The sequence below is a fragment of the Streptomyces sp. NPDC024555 genome (assembly GCF_055559335.1).
In genome coordinates this window covers 126,587-146,511 of sequence record NZ_JBVHKV010000014.1, presented here as the reverse complement: position 1 = coordinate 146,511, position 19,925 = coordinate 126,587, and the positions used below count along the sequence as shown (strand labels likewise).

The window sequence follows — 19,925 nt, the reverse complement described above, 5'->3', positions numbered from 1 at the left end:
TTCCCTCCGTGCGAGGGGTTCCTCACCATGTCCCGCTTCAACCGGGCGCGCCCGCGCGTGCCCACCTCACCCGTGCGCTCGACCGGCGCGCGCACCCGGACCGCGCAGGGCGGCGACGGCCACCTCCGCGACCCCCGGTCCGAGCTGTTCCTCCTCGCGGTGACGCACATCGCCGGAGAGGACACCTTCTACGAGCGGGCCGAACGCCGCGACGACCGCTACGCGCGGCTCGTCCGCACCCTCGCCGTCGAGGACCCGGTCTGGACGGGCCGGCTGCTCGCCTGGCTGCGCGGCGAGGCACATCTGCGCACCGCCGCCCTGGTGGGCGCCGCCGAGTTCACCGCCGCCCGCCTGGAGCGACAGGCCCCCGGCCACTCCCGCCAGGTCGTCGACGCGGTGCTCCGGCGCGCCGACGAGCCCGGCGAGATGCTGGGCTACTGGACGTCCGTCCACGGCCGCGCCCTTCCCAAGCCCGTGAAGCGCGGTGTCGCGGACGCGGTGTGCCGCCTCTACGACGAGCGGGCCCTCCTCGCCTACGACACCCCCGCCCACGCCTTCCGCTTCGGCGACGTCCTCAACCTCGTCCACCCGTCCCCGGCCGCCGACCGTCCCTGGCAGGGCGAGCTGTTCCGGCACGCCCTCGACCGGCGCGGGAAGCGGGACACCGCGATCCCCGAGCGGCTCGGCATGCTGCGGGCCCGCGACGCCCTGATGCGCGTCCCCGTCGCCGAGCGCAGGGCCCTGCTGACCGCCCCCGGCGCGGCGGAGCGGCTGCGCGCCGCCGGCATGACCTGGGAGGCGCTGGCCGGGTGGCTCCAGGGACCGATGGACGCCCGCGCCTGGGAAGCGGTCATCCCGTCCATGGGGTACATGGCGCTGCTGCGCAATCTGCGGAACTTCGACGAGGCCGGGGTCGACGACGAGGTGGCCGCGCGCGTCGCCGAGCGGATCGCCGACCCGGACCGGGTCGCCCGCTCCCGTCAGCTGCCCCTGCGCTTCTACTCCGCCTTCAACGCGGCCCCCTCGCTGCGCTGGGGCCACGCCCTGGAGAAGGCGCTCGGCGCCTCGCTCGCCGCGGTGCCGCGCCTGCCCGGCCGCACCCTGGTCCTGGTCGACACGTCGTCCTCGATGAACGAGGGCTTCAGCCGCGACGGCACCCTGATGCGCTGGGACGCCGCCGCCCTCTTCGGCATCGCGCTCGGCCGCCGGTGCGAGCGGGCCGACGTGGTCTCGTTCTCGTCCGCCCGCCGCACCTGGAACGACCCGCCGCGCGAGCTGGTCAAGCCGTTCGTCCCGGCCCCCGGCGGTTCGCTCCTCGCGGACGTCCGCAGATGGCGTGAGGGCGGCTGGTTCCTCGGCGGCGGCACCGACACGGCTCCCGCGCTCCGGGCGACGTTCCGGGGCCACGACCGCGTCGTCGTCGTCACCGACGAGCAGGCCGGGCACGACGCGCGGGAGGTCACCGACGCCGTCCCGGCGCGGACCCCGATGTACACCTGGAACCTCGCCGGGTACGCGGCCGGCCACGCCCCGTCCGGACAGGACCGGCGGCACACCTTCGGCGGCCTCACCGACCAGGCCTTCCGGATGATCCCGATGGTCGAGGCCGGGCGCGACGCCGTCTGGCCCTGGGAGGACCCGGGCCGGACCGCCTGACCGCACTCCGCACACGGGACCGCCCCCTGCCGGAGTCCGGCAGGGGGCGGTCCCGTTCGACGGTTCCGGGGCCGGCCCCCTCACCGCGTCAGGACGGTGACGGGGGCCGGACCGCGGGATCAGGGAGCGGTGCCCCAGGAGAGGGCGCCCGCGGTGTACAGACCGATCTTCGCCGCGTCCGCGTAGCCGGTGTTGGTGGCCCGGCTGTAGTCGTCGGCCTCGTTGAAGTTCGACCAGTCGCTCTTGTTCATCCGCAGCTGGATCTCACCCGTCGAGGCACCGGCCGCCAGGGTGCCGCTGCCGAAGCCGACCTCCAGGTAGTGGCTGGCACCGGCCGCCGAGCCGTTGGACTTGACGCCGAGCGTCACGTTGCCGCAGCCGATCACCGCGTAGTCGCACGCGGTGCCGAAGGTGGAGGCGCCGGCCTCGGGGGTGAACCAGTAGCGCACCTTCACCGTGGACAGGTCCACCGGGGACGACCCGGTGTTGACCAGCTGGAGACCCATCCGGATCTGATTGTCGGTCGCCGAGGAGTCGGTGTTCTTGTACTGGACCTTCAGCGCGCCCGTGCCGGTGCCGCCGCCCGCGGAGGTGGTGACGGACAGCGCGGCGGAGGCCGCCGAGACGTTCCCGGCCGCGTCCTTCGCCTTGACCGTGTAGCTGTACGCGGTCGAGGCGCTCAGGCCCGAGTCGGTGTAGGAGGTCGTGGCCGAGGAACCGACCTTGACGCCGTCGCGGTAGACGTCGTACCCGGTCACCCCGGTGTCGTCGGTCGACGCCGTCCAGGAGAGCGAGACGCTGCCGCTGGTCTTGGCGGTCGCGGTCACACCGGCCGGCGCGGTCGGCGCCTGGGTGTCGTCGTCACCGCCGCCCGGGTTGCCGCTGCCGTCGATCGGCGGGTAGGCGTTCTTCACGAGCTCCTGGAACTGCGCGGAGAACCAGTGACCGGCGAGCGGGGAGTTCGGCAGCGCGCCCGACATGCTGTTGCCGTTGCGGCCGTTGCCCTCGTAGGTCGGGTCGCACATCCGGTCGAAGCCCTTGCCCTCATCGTTGTCGATGGGGGCGCTGTTGCCGTCCGACTCCCCCGGGGGCTTCGCCCACACGTAGGCGTCGATCCCGGGCTCGGGGGCGGTGGTGGGACGCTCACCGATGCCGGCACCGGTCTGGTTGCACCAGTTGCCGGCGTGGATGCGCCGGTCGACCCGGCCGCCGTTGACGTAGTCGTCCACGCTGGTCAGCGGGCCCGCGGAGGTGGGCCGCTGGGAACCGCCCCAGCCGTTGCGGGCCGTGTCGATCAGCATGCCGATGTCGGAGTTGAAGCCCTGGCCCACCAGCATGGTGCGCAGCGCCTGGGCGAACGACAGCTCGTCGACGTAGTAGTTCCAGTCGACCCACTTCGACTGGCGCACCGTGGTGCCGTTGACCGAGTCGGTGACCTTGAAGTTCGGCTCCTTGAGAGCCGAGTAGTTGGCCGTGTTCACGATGAACCCGGTGACGTCGTTGACCGTGGCGCCCTCGGACGTGGCGGCCTTCTTGAACATCTGGGCGGCCGGGGCCATGTTGCTGTCCCAGCCCAGCCAGCCGTGGTGCGCGGCGTCGATGTAGTTGTACACGTTGGGAATGGCACCCAGGGTGTGCAGGGCGTAGCCCACACCCTTCTCGTAGTTGCCGTTCGCCTTCATCGTCGCGCAGGCGTCCGTCGAACCGGCCGTACCGCCCGCGTTGGTCACGAGGTTGGGCAGCGAGTCGGGCTCGATGATGGTGACGATGCGCAGGTTCGCGTACGCCGGATCGGCCAGGATCTCCGCGATCGGGTCGATGTAGTCGTTCTTGTAGCGGTCGATCTCGGTCGGACCCAGCTCACCGTTGGACGCCAGGGCGGCGCAGTCACGGCCCGGCAGGTCGTAGATGACGACCTGGAACAGGTTCGCACCCTGGTCCAGAGCGGTGTCGAGGTGCTGACGCAGGCTCTTCGCCTCGGAGGAACCGCTGATGGCGGCGATGCGGTCCATCCAGACGAAGGCCGGCGTGTCGGCGATCGCGGAGCCGCCCGGCTCGGCCTTCGCCTTCGCGGACCAGTCCGGGTTCACATATGCCTTGGCGCCCACGTAGGGGTTGTCGACCCGTGCGGCCGCCGAAGCGCTGGTGGCGGGCAGGGCCACGGCCATCGCCGCGCCCATGGCCAGGGCGGAGACAGCGGCGAGCCTCCGTCGCAGCCCGTGCCTGATCGTGCTTCTGGTACTCATTGCGGGTCCGTGCTCCTCTCGTACGCCTGCGGAAGATCCCCGCAGACGGGTCGTGGGGGTGAAACCAGGGGGCGGGGGCCCCTCGGGGCGTCCTGCCGGCCGGGGCCGTGGTCGCGGCCCGGCCGGCGGAACGGCCCCCGGATCGCCGTCAGCGGCGACGGCGGTCCGTGGTGCGGCCGTGAGGACGGCGGTGGTTCCCCGATGGCGGGCACAGCGGGGTGAGTGAAAGGCCCGCCACCGGGAGTTCATCGGGACTGCCGTGCGGCAGCCGGTCAGGGAGCGGTGCCGGAGGCCAGGGTGCCGTTGACGTACACCCCGGTCCTCGCGGCGTCCGCGAAGGCCGTGTTGGCGCCCCGGCTGTAGTCGTCGGTCTCGTCGAAGGCCGACCAGTCCGACTTGTTCAACCGGAGCTGCAGCTCCCCGGTGGAGGCCCCCGGGGCCAGCGTGCCCCCGGTGAAACCGACCTCCAGGTAGTGGTCGGCGCCCGGTGCGGCGGAACCGGCCTGCACCACCCGGTGCGTGACGGTGCCGCAGCCGACGACCGCGTAGTCGCACGCGGTGCCGTACGAGGCCGAGCCGGACTCGCCCGAGAACCAGTAGCGCAGGGTGACCTTGCTCAGGTCGACGGGCGCGGTGCCGGTGTTCACCAGCTGGAGGCCCGGCCTGATCTGGTTGTCGCCCGGGGAGGCGTCGTTGTTCTTGTACTGCGCCTTGAGCGTCCCGGCCGGTCCGCCGCCGCCGGCCGAGGTGGTCGCGGTGACCGCCGCCGAGTCCGCCGAGGCGTTCCCGGCCGCGTCCCGCGCCCTGACCGTGTAGCGGTAGGCGGTCGAGGCGTTCAGCCCCGAGTCGGTGTACGAGGTCGTGGCCGAGGATCCGGCCCTGACACCGTCGCGGTACACGTCGTACGCGGTGACCCCCGTGTCGTCCGTCGACGCCGTCCAGGACAGCGCGACGGAGCTGCCGGTCGTGCCGGACACGGCCACGCCCGCCGGCACCGACGGCGCGGTGGTGTCACCGCCGCCCCCGCCGGACTCCGTGCTCGCCTCGAAGGCGAACCGGTTCATCCCGAGGCCCTGACCGCCCTGCCAGATCTCGAACCCGGCCTCGGCGTCGATCAGATAGTGCGCCGGATCGATCTGCCCCCGGCCGACACCGTCGTCGATCAGACCCTTGACGTCGAAGTCGTTCAGCTCGGTGGCACCGCCCTGGAGGACGTACGAGATGACCTTCCACCCGGAGGCGCCCGGACCGGTCCACACGTCCCAGTTCCGGCCGTCGAGCCGGACCGTCGCGGTGCGCGAACCGATCGGCTGCACCCCGCCCCGGTGGTTCATCCAGATCATCACCTCGGTGCCGTCCGGCTGGTCGTCGGTGACCGGCGCCGAGTTGAACCAGATGTCCATCGAGACGTTGTACGCGCCGGACGCCACCTGGGTCGTCGACCAGTCGGTCCGCACACGGCCCAGCTCGTCGACACGGAGCGGCAGACCGCTGTCCGTCGTGCACAGCCCCCAGTGACAGCCCTTGTAGCTGGACGGGTACGTGGCGGGCGCGCCGTTCGTCGGCAGCGAGAACGACGATTCGGTGACGGACCAGGCGCCGGTCTGCGGGTCGACGCTCACACACTGCCGGGCGTCGGAGTTCCACTCGTTCTGCTGGTAGAGGTACTCCCCGCCCTGCAGTTCGGTGGTGCCCCAGGGGGTGCAGTCGGTGACCGGCGCCGCGGAGGCCGCCGGGGCCCCGGTGAGCATCGACGCGGCGGCCAGGACCAGGGCGGCGGCCGCCCCGGCCAGGGCCGGCAGTCTTCGGCCGGTCACGGCTCGACGCCCCACGCCAGGGATCCGGCGACATAGGCACCGACCTTGGAGGCGTCCGCGTAGGCCGTGTTGGTGGCCCGGCTGTAGTCGTCGGCCTCGTTGAAGTTCGACCAGTCGCTCTTGCTGAGCCGCAGCTGGATCTCGCCCGTGGAGGCTCCGGCGGCCAGCGAGCCGGCCCCTCCGGTGAAGCCGACCTCCAGATAGCGGTCCGCGCCCGCCTTTCCGCCCGACGCCGCGACCACCGTGTGGGTGATGGTGGACGAACCGAGCACCGCGTAGTCGCAGTAGGTCCCGAAGCTGCTCGCGCCGCCGTCCGAGCTGAACCAGTAGCGCAGCTTGACCGTCGACAGGTCGATCGGGGCGCTGCCCGTGTTCAGGAGCTGGAGACCGAGCCGGATCTGGTTGTCCGTCGCGGAGGAGTCCGTGTTCTTGTACTGGACCTTCACCGCGCCGGTGCCGGTCGAACCCCCGGACTTCGTGGTGGCCGTGACCGCGTCCGACAGCGCGGAGGTGTTGCCGCCCGCGTCCCGCGCCGCCACCGCGTAGCTGTACTCGGTCGACGCGGCGAGCCCGGAGTCGGTGAACGTGCGTCCGGTGGCGTTCCCGGCCAGCACCCCGTTGCGGTAGACGTCGTAGCCGGTGACCGCGACGTTGTCCGTCGACGCCGACCAGGACAGCGAGACGCTGTCGCTCGTCGTCCCGGTCACCGACAGCCCGGCCGGGGCCGTCGGCGGCTCGGTGTCCCCGCCCGGCTCCCCGCCGCCGTCGACCAGCAGCTCCGCGTAGATCGCGAAGGCCAGCGCGAGCGCCGCCTGGGCCCAGAAGCGGTGGTACGTGAACGTGGGGGCGGCGCCGCCGTCCAGATAGGCCTGCACCTTCGGCCAGTCCGGGTCGTCCTTGTACCAGCTGCGGATGCCGATGAAGGTCGCGCCGGGCGCGATCGGGTCGCCGTTGGGCATCTTCCCGGACCAGCCGGCCGGGATGTAGACCTCGTCCTCGAACCGGTTGTAGTCCTTGCGGGTCTCCGGCACCGAGATGCCCTTGTCGGTGGCGTTGAGCGCCATCGCGTCCAGCAGCGCCTTGGCCAGCGCGGCGGCGTCCGCGTCACCGGACTTCGCGGCGTAGTACGTCAGCGTCTTGACGTACGCCGCGCCCACACCGACGTCGTTGGCGTAGTCCACGACCGAGACGTGCAGTCCGGCGTTCTTCCCGGGGCTGGCCGCGTTCCAGGTGTCGGGCTGACCGGTCCAGTTGAGGGTCGACGGGAAGCGGAAGCTGCCGTCGGAGCCCACCGTCGTCTCGGACGAGGCCCAGGCGACCCACTTGGACAGGATGGCCTCGGCACTGGCGTTGCCGGTCTCGTGGTAGTAGGCCGCGAGCCGCTCCATGCCCCAGGCCTGGAAGCCGAACCAGTTGTTGCTCGGCGGGTCGTGGTAGACCGGCTGCCAGTCGTACGCCATCCCGTAGAAGGTGGGGGTGCCGGCCGGGGGCTCGGAGTAGCTGCCCTCCCAGCTGTTGGTGCAGCCGCCCGCGAAGGCGCCCTCGCTCGACTGGAGCCAGGTCAGGAACTCCAGCTGCCGGGTCAGGCTCTTGGACCAGTCGCCCCGGGCCGTGGCGGACTTGGGGGTCAGCGAGGGCACATTGGCCAGCGCCCACGCGGCCAGCGGGTTCTGGTAGCCCTGGTGCGAGGCGCCGTCGCCGATGCGCCAGGCCCAGCCGCCGCCGCTGCCGCCCGCGGCCCCGCCCCACGCGTAGTACCAGGACAGCAGGTAGTGCTGGGAGTCGCGGCCCGAGGCCGCCGGGCAGGACGCCGGGTCGGTGCAGTCGCCGATCCGCTTGAAGTACTTGTCGAACATCGCGTAGCGCAGGTAGTCGCCCATCTTGGCGGCCTTCGCCACCGAGGCCGCGACATCGCCCGCCTTGCCCTGGGCCGTGGCCCAGCGGTACGCCCAGTAGGCAGCCTGCACCGCGCGGGCGTCGGCGTCCGGCGCGTTGGTGTACTTCCACTGCTTGGCGTAGCTCTTGTCCCCGACGAACAGGTCCAGATAGCCGTTGGTGCCGCCGTACTTGAAGAGGTCGGTGGTGGGCTGCGGGACCGTCTCCCACACCGATTCCTGCGAACCGCGCTGGTAGGTGTTGATGTACGAGGCGCCCGCGCCCGGTCCGGCCTCGTCACCGGTGCCCGGCTTGTTGCCGTACCCGTAGACGTTGTCCAGGTCCATCAGCCAGTGCATGCCGTACACGTCCATCGTCCCGTAGGACGCGGCGAGTTCGGTGGCGAGCGGGTCGGAGCCGACCGCGACCGTGCCGTCCAGGGCGGCGGGGTAGCCGCTGGGCAGCGGATGCTCGGGTGCGTAGGTCGCCGGCGAGGAGGGGTTGTAGGAGTCGGCGGTCGACTGGTCCACGTGCTGGGGGATGATCGTCTTCTCGGCGACCGCCCAGGCCGCGTTGAACGGGGCCCAGTCGCCGGTCACCCTGCCGTACGCCGCCTCCAGCCACATCCAGAAGCTGACCGCCTCCGAGGTGGTCTGGTGGCCGTGGTCGGGCGCCTCCACCATCAGGGTCTCGACCGAGTGGTAGGGCAGTCCGTCCGGGCTGAAGTAGCCGTTGGCGGGCGCCTTGATCTTGGCGTACTGGGTGAGGAACGCCTGGGTGTACGGGTCGTCCGCGGCGGCCGCACGGGCGCCGGTGCCGGCCGCGGCCCCGGACGCCGGTTCGGCGACGGCGGTGCCCTGGACCATGCCCATGGCGAGCAGACTGCCGCCCAGTGCACTGCTGAACGTTCTACGTGATATCGACACAAATCCTCCAGTGGCGGGTGTCGGTGGGGGAGGGAGGGTGTGAGAAGGGGACGGGGGCTGCGCGCGACGCGCGGCGGAAGGAGCGGGGAAGTCGTGCGGAGGGAAGCGGTGCGGGCCGGAGCGGCCGGCGGTCAGGGCTCGATGCCCCAGACCAGCTCGCCGCCGACGTAGACGGCGATCCTGTCGGCGTCCGCGTAGGTGGTGCCCGTGGAGTGGCTGTAGTCGTCGCTCTCGTCGAAGTTCGACCAGTCCGTCTTGTTGAGACGCAGCTGGATCTCACCGGTCGAGGCGCCGGGCGCGAGCGATCCGCTGCCGAAGCCCACCTCCAGGTAGTGGTCCGCGCCGGGCGCCGGGGTGCCCGCGGAGGCGACCCGGTGGGTCACGGTGCCGCAGCCGAGGGGCGACCAGTCGCACCAGGTGCTGTACGTGGCGGCGCCGCTCTCGGAGCTGAACCAGTACCGGACGGTCACATCGGAGAGGGCGACCGCGGTGCCGCCGGTGTTCACGACTTGGAGACCGGGCTTGATCTGGTTGTCCGTCGCCGAGGAGTCGCTGCTGCGGTACAGCGCCTTCAGCGTGCCGGGCTCACCGGGCTCACCGGGGTCCCCGCCGCCGTCCTCCGCGCCGAGCGCGGCGCGCACCGCGGCGAGCGCGGGCTTCGGCCGGAGGTTCTCGTCGTACAGGTTGGCCGCGCCCTCACCGGGGAACGTGTTCGGGACCCAGGAGTACTTGTCGGTGTAGTCCCAGACGGTGATGCCGACACAGCGCCGGACGGCCAGACAGGCGTCGACGACCTGGGTGTAGTACGAGGACTGCGAGGCCAGCTTCGCGGCATCGGCCGGCAGCTGCATCCGGACGTCGAGCTCGGTCACGGCCACATCGAGACCCAGGGCGGCGAACCGCTCCATGTTGGCCTGCATCTGGTACGGGAAGCCGTACTGCACGGCCAGGTGCGCCTGCATCCCGATCCCGTCGAGCGGCACGCCGTCGGCCAGCAGCTCCTTGGCCAGGGCGTACAGGGCGTCGCTCTTCGCGCCGAGCCCCTCGACGTTGTAGTCGTTCAGGTAGAGCTTGGCGTCCGGGTCCGCCGCGTGCGCGGCCCGCAGGGCGGTGGCGATGTAGTCCTTGCCCATGGCCGTGTAGAACGGGCTCGTGCGGTACGTGCCGTCCTCGTTGAACATCTCGTTCACCACGTCCCAGGCCGCGACCGCGCCCCGGTAGTGCGTCGCCTCGGCGGTGATGTGGTCCGTCATCGCCGTCTCCACCTGGTCCGACGGCAGCGCGCCGACCCAGCCGGGCAGCTGGCTGTGCCAGACGAGGGTGTGCCCGCGCACGGTCTGGCCGTGCTGCTGCGCGAAGTCGGTGATCACATCGCCCTTGGCGAAGTTGAACTGGCCCCGGGCCGGTTCGGTGGTGTCCCACTTCATGGAGTTGCCGGGGGTGATCTGGCCGAACTCGGATCCCAGGGTGGCCGCGTAGGCGGCGTCGGGCAGCTCCGGATTGTCGGTGGCGGAGCCGAAGTACTTGCCCTGGGCGGCGGCGAGTTCATGCAGTGTGCTCTGCTGCGCGGCGGTCGCGGGTCCGCCCGCCAGGGTGGTGGCGAGGGCCAGGGCCCCGGCCAGGAGGGCCGGGAGCCCCACGGCGCGGCTGCGTCTGCGGCGGTTCACCAAGCTCATGACAAACGCCTTCCTCGGCCGGGCAGCACGGAGCATCACGGGGAGCGCGGCAGCGCCCCGTAACGCCCCTTTCGCCGCCCGGTGTTGGGGGAGAAGGGAGGGGAGTGAAGTGTGCAAGTCTTGATTGTGGGAGCGCTCCCAAGGTGGCGTGGTGATGGGCACCTGTCAAGACTTAAATCACAACTGCCTTACGGGCGCGTTAACTCGGCCACACCTCGAACGGTCCGGCGTCCGGGGGTCGTCGCGCGGACGTGATCCGTCGGAGGAGCCGGCTCCCGGAACCGGCCGCGCGGCGCTCCGGGACGAGAGGTGCGGACCGTGGTCCGGCGGGCGGTCCGGCGCCCGCCGGAGCCCGCCCGGGACCCCCTCGGCCGCGTCGGCGCGGGAGCGTGGCCGCCTACCCTCCGTGACGCCCTGCCCGCGATGCGACGGCCGGGCGCGCGCCGCCCTCCGGCCGGTCGGCCTTCGCTCCGCACCGCGAAATCCGCTGGGTGCGCACCGGGGGTGTGCTGCGGCCGCCGCGCGGCGGAGGCGCCCCGATGTGTTCCACGTGGTGTACACCTGTCGACGGAGGGTGACCCCCGCGCGGGGCCCCGCCCCCGGGCCCGGAGCCCGCGCGGGCGGCGGGGGCAGCGCTTGCCCCGGTGCGGCGGCCCGGTTCGGGAAAGCGCTCCCCGGACGGTCTCAGCGGACCGTGAGGGTGCCGTGCATCGTCGGATGGATGGTGCAGATGTACGGATACGCGCCCGGCCGCGACGGCGCGGTGAAGGTGACCTTTTGTCCCGACTTCACCTCGCCCGTATCGAAGGAGGTTCCGTCCGTCGCCGTCACCGTGTGGACGGTCGCGTCCTTGTTGATCACGGTCACCCGCGAGCCCGGTGCGACGCTCGTCGCGGCCGGACGGAACGCGAAGTCCTCGATCGTGATCACGGCGCGCCGCCCGCCGGGGGCGTGGCCGACGACGTGGGGGAGGGGGAGGAGCCGCCCCCGCCGCCCGAACAGCCCGCGAGGAGGGTCGCACAGCCCGCCACGACGGCCACGGCGAGACGGACCCGCGGGGGGAACGGGGACCACCGCATCGGTCAGTACCCCCCGCCCGGCACCGAGGAGGAGGCGGACGGGGCGGGCGTCGTGATCCGGTTCCCCGACGCGTCGAGCACGTACCAGGCGGCGCCGAACGCCGTCGAGCCCTGCCCGTTGGTCTCGCCGGCGCCTGCGTCGCCCCCGAAGCGGTACAGCGGATGGCGGTGAAAGGTGATCTGGGTGCTGCCGTCCGCGCGCTTCGTGGTGCCCAGCAGGGCGGCGTCGACGCCCGCGCCCGCCGTGGGCTTCCCCGAGACGGTCAGCGGCGGCCACGCCTTCGCGCAGTCGCCGGTGCACGTCGAGCGGGCGGAGGTGTCCGCCTCCCAGAGGTAGAGCGTCCGCCCCTGCCCGTCGACCAGGATGGTGCCGAGCGGACCGGAGGCCGTCGTGACCGTCGCCCCGGACGAGGGCGCCTGCGTGGGCGGACCGCCGCTGTCGTTGTTGCCGGAACATCCCGCGAGTGCGACGGAAAGCACTACCGCCGTCGTTGCCGCGGCCCGTCGTCGTCGGTCGGCCACCGTGGACTCCCAGGTCGGCCCGGTCCGCCCCGATGGCGGCGCTGTGGCCCGAACAGTAGCCGCGGGCGCGTCCGCGGCCGGGCAGGCGCCCGGCGCGTGTCCCGGGTCGTCACCGTCCGGACGCGTCACGGGGGCCGTCCTCGCCCCGTCCGCCTACGTCTCGCGGGTCGCGGCCATTCCCATGGTGATCAGCCCGAGCACCACCCAGCCGAACCACAGCCAGCCGTTGCTGCCCAGGGCGACCGTGTACGCGGTGACCGCCACCAGGGCACCCACCGTGAGCACTCCCATTGTCTTCGTGGATCCCGACATGCGCGCACCCTCCTCGGTCCTGCGCGGCCGTGGATGCCATCGTCACCCCGAAGGTGCCCCGGCCGCTACCGTCCGCGGGCCTGCAAGGAGGCGAGATACGCGTTGTAGGCCTGGAGCTCCTGGTCGCCGTCCCGGTCCGCGGCACGGTCCGAACGCTTCGCCGTCCGCTGTTCCGAGCGGTACCACTGGAACACCAGGGCCACCAGGACCAGCACCGAAGGGATCTCGCTGAACGCCCAGGCGATGCCGCCCGCCGCGTTCTGGTCGGACAGGACGTCGATGCCCAGCGAGGCCGGGGGGTTCTCGTACGCCTCCACCATGGGCTCGCTCGCCATCATCAGCGCGATCCCGAAGAAGGCGTGGAACGGCATGCCGGCGAACAGCTCCAGCATCCGCATCAGATAGCCCGGCCGGTGCGGACCCGGGTCGATGCCCATGATCGGCCAGAAGAAGACCAGCCCCACCGCCAGGAAGTGCACCATCATCGCGATGTGCCCGGCCGTCGACCCCATCAGGTAGTCGAAGAGCGGGGTGAAGTACAGCGCGTACAGGCTGGCGATGAAGAGCGGGATGGTGAACACCGGATGCGTGATCACCTTCATGTACCGGCTGTGCAGCAGCTTCAGGAGCAGCTCGCGCGGACCCGTGCCCCCGCGGCGCCCCGCGACCGGCAGCGCGCGCAGCGCGAGCGTCACGGGCGCGCCCAGCAGCAGCAGGATCGGCGACAGCATGCTGATCACCATGTGCTGGACCATGTGCACGCTAAACATGACCATGCCGTAGTCGTTCAGCCCGGTGCAGGTCACCAGCGCGACGGTCAGCACCCCGATGACGAAGAACACGGTCCGGTTGACCGGCCACGCGTCCCCGCGCCTGCGCAGCCGCACCACCGCGTAGCCGTACAGGGCCACCGCGAGGACGCAGCCGATCAGGAAGAACGGGTCCGCGGAGAACTGGAGTCCGCGTCCCAGCGTGAACGGCGGCAGATCCATGTTCATGCCGTGCCCGCTGTGATCCATCTGTTCACTCCCGATGGGGGCGTCCGGACGTCCCCGTTTCGTGCCGGTTGTCCCGACCAGAGTAGAACCGCCCCCGGCCGCGTTCGCGGCCGGGGGCGGTCTCGGGGCGTGGCGTCGCTCAGAGCACGCACTCGGCCTCGGAGTAGCGGGCGGCGGGGACCGTCTTCAGGGTCTCCACGGCCGTGGCGAGCGGCACCATCGTGATGTCCGTGCCGCGCAGCGCCGTCATCATGCCGAACTCGCCGCGGTGCGCCGCCTCCACCGCGTGCCAGCCGAAGCGGGTCGCGAGGACCCGGTCGTACGCGGTGGGGGTGCCGCCGCGCTGCACATGGCCGAGGATCACCGGACGCGCCTCCTTGCCGAGACGCTGCTCCAGCTCCACGGAGAGCTGGGTCGCCACCCCGGCGAACCGCTCGTGCCCGTAGACGTCCGTCACACCGGCCTGGAACTCCATGGAGCCCTCGCGGGGCTTGGCGCCCTCCGCGACCACGACGATGGCGAACTTCTTGCCGGCCGAGAAGCGCCGGCCGACCAGCTCGGTCAGCTCGTCGATGTCGAAGGGGCGCTCGGGGACGACGATGGCGTGCGCGCCGGCCGCCATGCCCGAGTGCAGTGCTATCCAGCCGGTGTGGCGGCCCATGACCTCGACGATCATGACGCGCTGGTGCGATTCGGCGGTGGTCTTCAGCCGGTCCAGCGCCTCGGTGGCCACGCCCACCGCGGTGTCGAAACCGAAGGTCACGTCCGTGGACGCGATGTCGTTGTCGATCGTCTTCGGTACGCCGACGATCGGCAGGCCCGCCTCGGACAGCAGGTTGGCCGCCTTCAGCGTGCCCTCGCCGCCGATCGGGATGATCGCGTCGAGCCCCAGGTCGGCGACGTGGCCCCGGGCCGTCTCGACGCCGCCGCGCAGATGCGCGGGCTGGACCCGGGAGGAGCCGAGGATCGTGCCGCCGCGGGCCAGGATGCCGCCGACCGCGTCCAGGTCGAGCTTGCGGTAGTCGCATTCGAGGAGGCCCCGCCACCCGTCGTGGAAGCCGATGACCTCGTCGCCGTGGTCGACCACAGCGCGGTGGACGACGGAACGGATGACGGCATTGAGGCCGGGGCAGTCGCCGCCGGAGGTGAGCACACCAATTCGCATTGCCCGGGAAACCTTTGCAACGTGGGCCGACGACCGGACCACGTCGTCCGGTTGGATCCCCGCCACCCTACCGGCGCAGGGTGGCGGGACCGAACCGGGCGTCCGCCTGCTGGACTCCGCTCAGCTGAGCGAAAAGTGCCTCATCAGGCGGGCTGTGTGGCGGCGGCGATCCGCTCGGCGCGCAGCGCCTCGTACCACCGGTCGTCGGTGGGCGGGAGCGCGTTCACATCGAGGGCCAGCTTCAGCAGCAGATCCGCGATGAGCGGGTTGCGCGCCATCACCGGACCGTGCATGTACGTGCCGAAGACGGTGTCGTTGTACGCGCCCTCGGTGCCGTCGCCCGTGCCGTTGCCCCGGCCGAACCGGACCTGCGCGAACGGCCGTGCCGTCGGCCCGAGATGGGTGACGCCCTGATGGTTCTCGAACCCGGTCAGCGGCGGCAGCCCGAGGTGCGGGTCGATGTCCGCGAGGACGTCGCCGACGCACCGCGCGCCCTCGCCCCGGGTGGAGACGACGTCGAGGAGCCCCAGTCCCTGCTCGCGCTCACCGAGGTCGTTGATGAACTCGTGGCCCAGGATCTGGTACCCGGCGCAGACCGAGAAGATGATCGCGCCGTTGGCCGCGGCCCGGCTGAGACCGCCGTCGCGGCGCAGCCGCTCCGCGGCCAGCCGCTGCGGACGGTCCTCGCCGCCGCCGATCAGATAGATGTCGCCGGACGTGGGGACCGGCTGGTCGCTGCGCACGTCGACGCGCGACACGTCGAGACCGCGCTGCCGGGCGCGGCGCTCCACCACGAGGGCGTTGCCCTGGTCGCCGTAGGTGCTCAGCAGGTCCGGGTAGACCCACACCAGGCGCAGACTGTTGTTGCTCATGCTTCGTCCTCTCCGCGCGGGGCCGGGGTCAGTTGCCGACACGACGGCGCAGATCCTGGAAGGCGGTGTAGTTGGCGATGACCTCGATACGTCCCGGAGGTGCCTGCTGGACCGCCTCGTCGAGGTTCTCGCAGACCCGGAAGTTCAGGTTCGCGACCTCCAGCCGGACCGCCAGGTCCAGCTTGCGGTCGCCCAGCACGAAGATCGGGTGGCCCGCGAGCTGGGTGTAGTCCACGTCCCACAGCCACGAGGTGTCCGTGCCGTCGGCGCCGCGCGCGTTGACGGAGAGGATCACCGGGGTGGGCGGCGGATCGATCAGGGAGAAGGTCTCCAGCCAGCCGGCCGGGTTCTTCGCCAGCAGCAGCCGCAGGTCACGGCCGAGGAAGTTCACCACGTCGTAGCGGCCGGCGACGGCCTGCACCTGGTACATCCGCTCCAGGGCGACCTGCGGCGGCACACCGAAGACGGCGGCCACGGCGGCGGAACTGGTGGCGTTCGCCTTGTTCGCCCGGCCGGGCAGCTGCAGATGGATCGGCCACGCCGAACCGTGCGGGTCCAGGACGTGGTCGCCGTGCAGCACCCAGCTCGGCGGCGGCCGGCGGAATCCGCACTCGCCGCAGAACCAGTCGTCGCCGGGACGCTGCATCACACCGCCGCACGAGGGGCAGGACCAGGCGTCGTCCTTCCACGCCTGGCCGGCCGCGACCCACACCACGTTGGGCGAGGAGGACGCCGCCCAGACGATCAGCGGGTCGTCCGCGTTGGCGACGATCACCGCCTTGGAACCGGACAGCCCCTCCCGCCACTTCTCGGCCAGCATCCGGGTCTCCGCGGCCCGGTCCAGCTGGTCGCGGGAGAGATTGAGCAGTGCGATCACCTTGGGGGTCGTGTCCCGGGCCACACCGGCCAGGTACTTCTCGTCGACCTCGATCACGCCGTACTGCGCGTCCGAACCACCGGCCAGGGCCGAGGTGATGCCCGCCGGCATGTTCGCGCCCAGCGCGTTGGACACCACCGGGCCCGCGGCCCTGAGCGCCTCGGCGATCAGCCGGGTGGTCGTCGTCTTGCCGTTCGTCGCCGACACGAGGACCACATCCAGGTGCTGCGCCAGCCGCCCGAGCAGGTCGGGGTCGAGCTTGAGCGCCACCCGGCCGCCGATCACCGATCCGCTGCCCCGCCCGGCCGCCCGCGACACCGCCGCAGCGGCCTTGCCCGCCGTCACGGCCAGCTTGGCCCGCGGCGACAACGGCTCCGTGTTGCCTGCCATCGTCCTAGATCCTCCTTGCATCGGTCCGCGTCCAGCCTATCGATGTCCAGTGCGAGCGCGGCACGGCGGCACCGCACCGAATTCCGCAATCCCGCGCGCCGCCCGGCCCACGCCCGGCTCTGAACTCCCTCATCCGGTAAAGACCCAGGTCAGAGCAGGGTAAGTGACGACAGGTCCCATCCGGCCGCATGCGCGCCCGGGAACCCGTGCGGCCGCCACCGGACCGAGCGCTCCGGCGCGCGCCCGGCCCGGGGCCCGGCGCGGTGTGCGGTGGCCGCCCCCGGCAGGGGGGAACCGGGCCCCCGGACCCCCGCGGGCCGCCCCGGCCGCGGAACGTACGATGACGGGCATGCGCAAGCGCCCCATCCCCGGCAGCTCCGGTGCCGTCCGGGCCATGAGCCTGTTCGGCGACCCGGTGCTCCACGCCGCCTGCGAGCCGGTGACGGACTTCGGCCCCGAACTCGCCCGGCTGGTCGAGGACATGTTCGCGACCATGTACGCGGCACGGGGTGTGGGCCTCGCCGCCAACCAGGTCGGCGCCGGGCTCCGGGTCTTCGTCTTCGACTGCCCCGACGACGAGGACGTGCGCCATCTGGGACACGTGGTCAATCCGGTGCTGGTCGAGGCGAACGGGGTGACCGTGCGGGGGGCGGAGGGCTGTCTGTCGCTTCCGGGCATCGAGGCGGGCACCCCGCGCTTCGACCACGCGGTCGTGGAGGGGGTGGACGTCCGGGGGGAGCCGGTGCGGATCGCCGGGACCGGGTTCTTCGCCCGCTGCCTCCAGCACGAGTGCGACCATCTCGACGGCACCGTCTACACCGACCGGCTCACCGGTCTTCGCCGGGCGTGGGCCCTGCGCGCGGCGCGCCGGGCACCGTGGGGCCGCGCCCGCTGAGCGGGTACGGCGCGGGGTTCAGAACCCGGGGCCGCCGGGGCGGTCGCCCGCCGCGGCCAGCCTGCCCCAGAGCAGATCGGCCAGACTGCGGACCAACTGCTCGCGGGAGCAGGGGCGTTCGCCGAGCCACCAGTCGCCCGCCGCGTGCATCATGCCGACGATGCCGTGGCCCCAGATCCGGGCCATCGCCTGGCTGTCCGGGCCGAGGTCCACACGCTCCGCGATGACCAGGGCCAGTTCCTCGCCCAGCCGCCGCAGCAGCGGCGCCGAATGCCGTCCCACGTCGAAGCCCTGCTCCGAGGCCGGTGCCGCGTCGTCCGAGGGGTGCATCAGGAACCGGTAGACCTGCGGTCTGGCCTCAATCGCCGCGAGGTAGGTGTCCAGCGTCGACTCGACCCGCTCGCGGCGGGAGGCCGGGGCGTCGAGCGCGGCGCGCAGCGCGATGAGCAGTCCGTCGGTGTGCCGCTTGGCCAGGGCGCGGTAGAGGCCGCCCTTGTCGCCGAAGTGCCGGTAGAGGATGGGCTTGGTGATGCCCGCCTCGGCGGCGATGGCGTTCATCGAGGCGCCGGGGCCGTCCCTGAGCACCACGCGGTCGGCGGCTTCGAGCAGCTCGCGGCGACGGCGCTCGGCCGCGGTCCGCTGTCGCTCGGCCTGTCGTGTGGTCTCCATGTCGTCTCTCCCACCCCTGGCCGTGCTGTTCGTCGTGCCTGCGCAACGTAACACCCTGCCCAGCGGTGCACGGATCGCGGGCCGGGCGGTTGACAGAGGCTACTTGCCGGTAACAGACTGTTGTTACCGCAAGTAACGAACGGTTTTTCACAGCAGTACGTGGAGGGGAACATGGCCGAGTTCACGCTCGAACTCAACGACGACCAGAAGGAGGTCCGCGACTGGCTGCACGGCTTCGCCGCGGATGTGATCCGTCCGGCGGCCTCGGAGTGGGACGAGCGTGAGGAAACGCCCTGGCCGGTCATCCAGGAGGCGGCCAAGGTCGGCATCTACTCCCTCGACTTCTACGCCCAGCAGTTCTTCGACCCGACGGGTCTCGGCATCCCCATGGCCATGGAGGAGCTGTTCTGGGGCGACGCCGGAATCGCCCTCTCCATCGTCGGTACGGGCCTGGCGGCCGTCGGCGTCCTCGCCAACGGCACCGAGGAGCAGATCGGCACCTGGATCCCGCAGATGTACGGCGACGCCGACGACGTGAAGGTCGCCGCCTTCTGCTCCTCCGAGCCCGACGCCGGCTCGGACGTCGCCTCGATGCGCACTCGCGCGGTCTACGACCAGGCCAAGGACGAGTGGGTCCTCAACGGCACCAAGACCTGGGCGACCAACGGCGGCATCGCCAACGTCCATGTGGTGGTCGCGGTCGTCGACCCCGAGCTGGGGTCCAAGGGGCACGCCTCGTTCATCGTGCCGCCGGACACCCCCGGCCTCTCCCAGGGCCAGAAGTTCAAGAAGCACGGCATCCGCGCCTCGCACACCGCCGAGGTCGTCCTGGAGGACGTGCGCGTGCCGGGCCACTGCCTCCTCGGCGGCAAGGAGAAGCTGGACCAGCGCCTCGCCCGCGCCCGCGAGCGCGCCGCCACCGGCGGCGAGCGCGTGAAGAACGCCGCCATGGCCACCTTCGAGGCCTCCCGCCCGGCCGTCGGCGCCATGGCCGTGGGCACCGCCCGCGCCGCGTACGAGGTCGCGCTGGACTACGCGAAGACGCGGACCCAGTTCGGCCGCCCGATCATCGACAACCAGGGCGTCGCGTTCCAGCTCGCCGACATGCGCACGCAGATCGACGCGGCCCGGCTGCTGGTCTGGCGCGCCTCCTGGATGGCGACCACCGGCAAGCCCTTCGAGTCCGCCGAGGGCTCCATGTCGAAGCTCTTCGCCAGCGAGACCGCCAAGAAGGTCACCGCCCAGGCCGTCCAGATCCTCGGCGGCAACGGCTTCACCCGTGAGTACCCGGTGGAGCGGATGCACCGGGACGCCGCGATCTACACGATCTTCGAGGGCACCAGCGAGATCCAGCGCCTGGTGATCGCCCGCACCCTGTCGGGGATGCCGATCCGCTGACCGGCGCCGAGCGCACGGCACGGCCCCCGTCCGCAGCGGACGGGGGCCGTCGCCGTCCTCAGGCGGGCAGCAGGGCCTCGATGGCCGCGACCAGCTCCGGGTCCTCGGGCTCCGTGCGCGGACGGAGCCGGGCGACCGCCTCGCCCTCGGGCGAGATCAGGAACTTCTCGAAGTTCCACTGGACGTCACCGGCCTGTCCGTCCGCATCCTCCAGACGGGTGAGCTCCGTATACAGCGGATGACGCCCCGCGCCGTTGACCTCGGTCTTCGCCAGCAGGGGGAAGGTCACTCCGTACGTGGTCGAGCAGAATGTCCGGATCTCCTCCGAACTTCCCGGCTCCTGGCCCGCGAACTGGTTGCACGGCACGCCGAGCACCGTGAAGCCCCGGTCCGCGTACGCCTTCTGAAGCCGTTCGAGACCGGCGTACTGCGGGGTCAGCCCGCACTTGGAGGCGACGTTCACCAGCAGGACGGCCCGGCCGCGGTAGGCGCCCAGCGTCGTCGGCTCGCCCGTGAGGGTGTGGAGCGGGATGTCGTGCAGCGTCATGGATC

16 protein-coding genes are annotated in these 19,925 nt (G+C 71.9%); 3 read left to right on the top strand and 13 right to left on the bottom strand.

Features of this window, described 5'->3' with window-relative positions:
- Positions 1 to 27 precede the first annotated feature (27 nt).
- Positions 28 to 1,656: a TROVE domain-containing protein gene (locus ACZ4FH_RS24820; RefSeq protein ID WP_467307453.1), complete on the top strand. Its 1,629-nt coding sequence runs from the start codon at positions 28 to 30 to the stop codon at positions 1,654 to 1,656.
- Between the two features lie 119 nt (positions 1,657 to 1,775).
- Here the strand turns inward: ACZ4FH_RS24820 and ACZ4FH_RS24815 are convergent, their stop codons facing one another.
- From ACZ4FH_RS24815 to ACZ4FH_RS24765, 11 genes are all read right to left on the bottom strand, one after another.
- A complete protein-coding gene (locus ACZ4FH_RS24815; RefSeq protein WP_467307451.1) occupies positions 1,776 to 3,902 on the bottom strand; it encodes a glycoside hydrolase family 6 protein in 2,127 nt (708 codons plus the stop codon).
- Positions 3,903 to 4,174: 272 nt separating this feature from the next.
- Complete coding sequence (locus tag ACZ4FH_RS24810; RefSeq protein ID WP_467307449.1) at positions 4,175 to 5,719, bottom strand: GH12 family glycosyl hydrolase domain-containing protein; 1,545 nt, start codon at positions 5,717 to 5,719, stop codon at positions 4,175 to 4,177.
- Complete coding sequence (locus ACZ4FH_RS24805; RefSeq protein WP_467307578.1) at positions 5,716 to 8,475, bottom strand: glycoside hydrolase family 48 protein; 2,760 nt, start codon at positions 8,473 to 8,475, stop codon at positions 5,716 to 5,718. The genes ACZ4FH_RS24810 and ACZ4FH_RS24805 overlap by 4 nt, the downstream gene beginning before the upstream one ends.
- Positions 8,476 to 8,651: 176 nt before the next feature.
- Positions 8,652 to 10,196 carry a glycoside hydrolase family 10 protein gene (locus ACZ4FH_RS24800; protein ID WP_467307447.1) on the bottom strand — a complete coding sequence of 515 codons (1,545 nt, stop codon included), beginning with the start codon at positions 10,194 to 10,196 and terminating at the stop codon, positions 8,652 to 8,654.
- Between the two features lie 684 nt (positions 10,197 to 10,880).
- On the bottom strand, positions 10,881 to 11,126 hold the full coding sequence (locus tag ACZ4FH_RS24795) for a cupredoxin domain-containing protein (protein ID WP_467307445.1): 246 nt from the start codon (positions 11,124 to 11,126) through the stop codon (positions 10,881 to 10,883).
- 152 nt (positions 11,127 to 11,278) lie between these two features.
- The gene (locus tag ACZ4FH_RS24790; RefSeq protein WP_467307443.1) at positions 11,279 to 11,755 is read right to left on the bottom strand and encodes a COG4315 family predicted lipoprotein; all 477 of its coding nucleotides are present in this window, start codon (positions 11,753 to 11,755) and stop codon (positions 11,279 to 11,281) included.
- 195 nt (positions 11,756 to 11,950) lie between these two features.
- Complete coding sequence (locus tag ACZ4FH_RS24785; protein WP_383637312.1) at positions 11,951 to 12,109, bottom strand: hypothetical protein; 159 nt, start codon at positions 12,107 to 12,109, stop codon at positions 11,951 to 11,953.
- Positions 12,110 to 12,174: 65 nt separating this feature from the next.
- On the bottom strand, positions 12,175 to 13,128 hold the full coding sequence (locus tag ACZ4FH_RS24780) for a cytochrome c oxidase assembly protein (RefSeq protein ID WP_467307441.1): 954 nt from the start codon (positions 13,126 to 13,128) through the stop codon (positions 12,175 to 12,177).
- A gap of 118 nt (positions 13,129 to 13,246) precedes the next feature.
- Positions 13,247 to 14,272 (bottom strand): 6-phosphofructokinase, encoded by a 1,026-nt coding sequence (locus ACZ4FH_RS24775; protein WP_467307440.1) that lies wholly within the window; start codon positions 14,270 to 14,272, stop codon positions 13,247 to 13,249.
- 143 nt (positions 14,273 to 14,415) lie between these two features.
- Positions 14,416 to 15,144: a type 1 glutamine amidotransferase gene (locus tag ACZ4FH_RS24770; protein WP_450680087.1), complete on the bottom strand. Its 729-nt coding sequence runs from the start codon at positions 15,142 to 15,144 to the stop codon at positions 14,416 to 14,418.
- 28 nt (positions 15,145 to 15,172) lie between these two features.
- Positions 15,173 to 16,411, bottom strand: a complete 1,239-nt coding sequence (locus ACZ4FH_RS24765; RefSeq protein WP_383637300.1) for a MurT ligase domain-containing protein — start codon at positions 16,409 to 16,411, stop codon at positions 15,173 to 15,175.
- Between the two features lie 340 nt (positions 16,412 to 16,751).
- On the opposite strand from ACZ4FH_RS24765, the gene def reads away from it, so the two are divergent.
- Positions 16,752 to 17,306 carry a peptide deformylase gene (def, locus tag ACZ4FH_RS24760; protein ID WP_467307437.1) on the top strand — a complete coding sequence of 185 codons (555 nt, stop codon included), beginning with the start codon at positions 16,752 to 16,754 and terminating at the stop codon, positions 17,304 to 17,306.
- Between the two features lie 18 nt (positions 17,307 to 17,324).
- Here the strand turns inward: def and ACZ4FH_RS24755 are convergent, their stop codons facing one another.
- Positions 17,325 to 17,975 (bottom strand): TetR/AcrR family transcriptional regulator, encoded by a 651-nt coding sequence (locus ACZ4FH_RS24755; RefSeq protein WP_383637294.1) that lies wholly within the window; start codon positions 17,973 to 17,975, stop codon positions 17,325 to 17,327.
- Between the two features lie 171 nt (positions 17,976 to 18,146).
- On the opposite strand from ACZ4FH_RS24755, the gene ACZ4FH_RS24750 reads away from it, so the two are divergent.
- Positions 18,147 to 19,373: an acyl-CoA dehydrogenase family protein gene (locus ACZ4FH_RS24750; protein ID WP_383637291.1), complete on the top strand. Its 1,227-nt coding sequence runs from the start codon at positions 18,147 to 18,149 to the stop codon at positions 19,371 to 19,373.
- A 58-nt stretch (positions 19,374 to 19,431) separates the two neighbouring features.
- On the opposite strand, the gene ACZ4FH_RS24745 is transcribed toward ACZ4FH_RS24750, so the two are convergent.
- On the bottom strand, positions 19,432 to 19,920 hold the full coding sequence (locus tag ACZ4FH_RS24745; protein ID WP_383637288.1) for a glutathione peroxidase: 489 nt from the start codon (positions 19,918 to 19,920) through the stop codon (positions 19,432 to 19,434).
- Between the last annotated feature and the right edge of the window lie 5 nt (positions 19,921 to 19,925).

Excerpts from the sequence above, each read along its gene's own strand:
- ACZ4FH_RS24820 (WP_467307453.1), top strand. The coding sequence starts at position 28 with ATGTCCCGCTTCAACCGGGCGCGCCCGCGCGTGCCCACCTCACCCGTG.
- ACZ4FH_RS24815 (WP_467307451.1), bottom strand. The coding sequence starts at position 3,902 with ATGAGTACCAGAAGCACGATCAGGCACGGGCTGCGACGGAGGCTCGCC.
- ACZ4FH_RS24800 (WP_467307447.1), bottom strand. The coding sequence starts at position 10,196 with ATGAGCTTGGTGAACCGCCGCAGACGCAGCCGCGCCGTGGGGCTCCCG.
- ACZ4FH_RS24785 (WP_383637312.1), bottom strand. The coding sequence starts at position 12,109 with ATGTCGGGATCCACGAAGACAATGGGAGTGCTCACGGTGGGTGCCCTG.
- ACZ4FH_RS24780 (WP_467307441.1), bottom strand. The coding sequence starts at position 13,128 with ATGGATCACAGCGGGCACGGCATGAACATGGATCTGCCGCCGTTCACG.
- ACZ4FH_RS24775 (WP_467307440.1), bottom strand. The coding sequence starts at position 14,272 with ATGCGAATTGGTGTGCTCACCTCCGGCGGCGACTGCCCCGGCCTCAAT.
- ACZ4FH_RS24770 (WP_450680087.1), bottom strand. The coding sequence starts at position 15,144 with ATGAGCAACAACAGTCTGCGCCTGGTGTGGGTCTACCCGGACCTGCTG.
- ACZ4FH_RS24765 (WP_383637300.1), bottom strand. The coding sequence starts at position 16,411 with ATGGCAGGCAACACGGAGCCGTTGTCGCCGCGGGCCAAGCTGGCCGTG.
- def (WP_467307437.1), top strand. The coding sequence starts at position 16,752 with ATGACGGGCATGCGCAAGCGCCCCATCCCCGGCAGCTCCGGTGCCGTC.
- ACZ4FH_RS24755 (WP_383637294.1), bottom strand. The coding sequence starts at position 17,975 with ATGGAGACCACACGACAGGCCGAGCGACAGCGGACCGCGGCCGAGCGC.
- ACZ4FH_RS24750 (WP_383637291.1), top strand. The coding sequence starts at position 18,147 with ATGGCCGAGTTCACGCTCGAACTCAACGACGACCAGAAGGAGGTCCGC.
- ACZ4FH_RS24745 (WP_383637288.1), bottom strand. The coding sequence starts at position 19,920 with ATGACGCTGCACGACATCCCGCTCCACACCCTCACGGGCGAGCCGACG.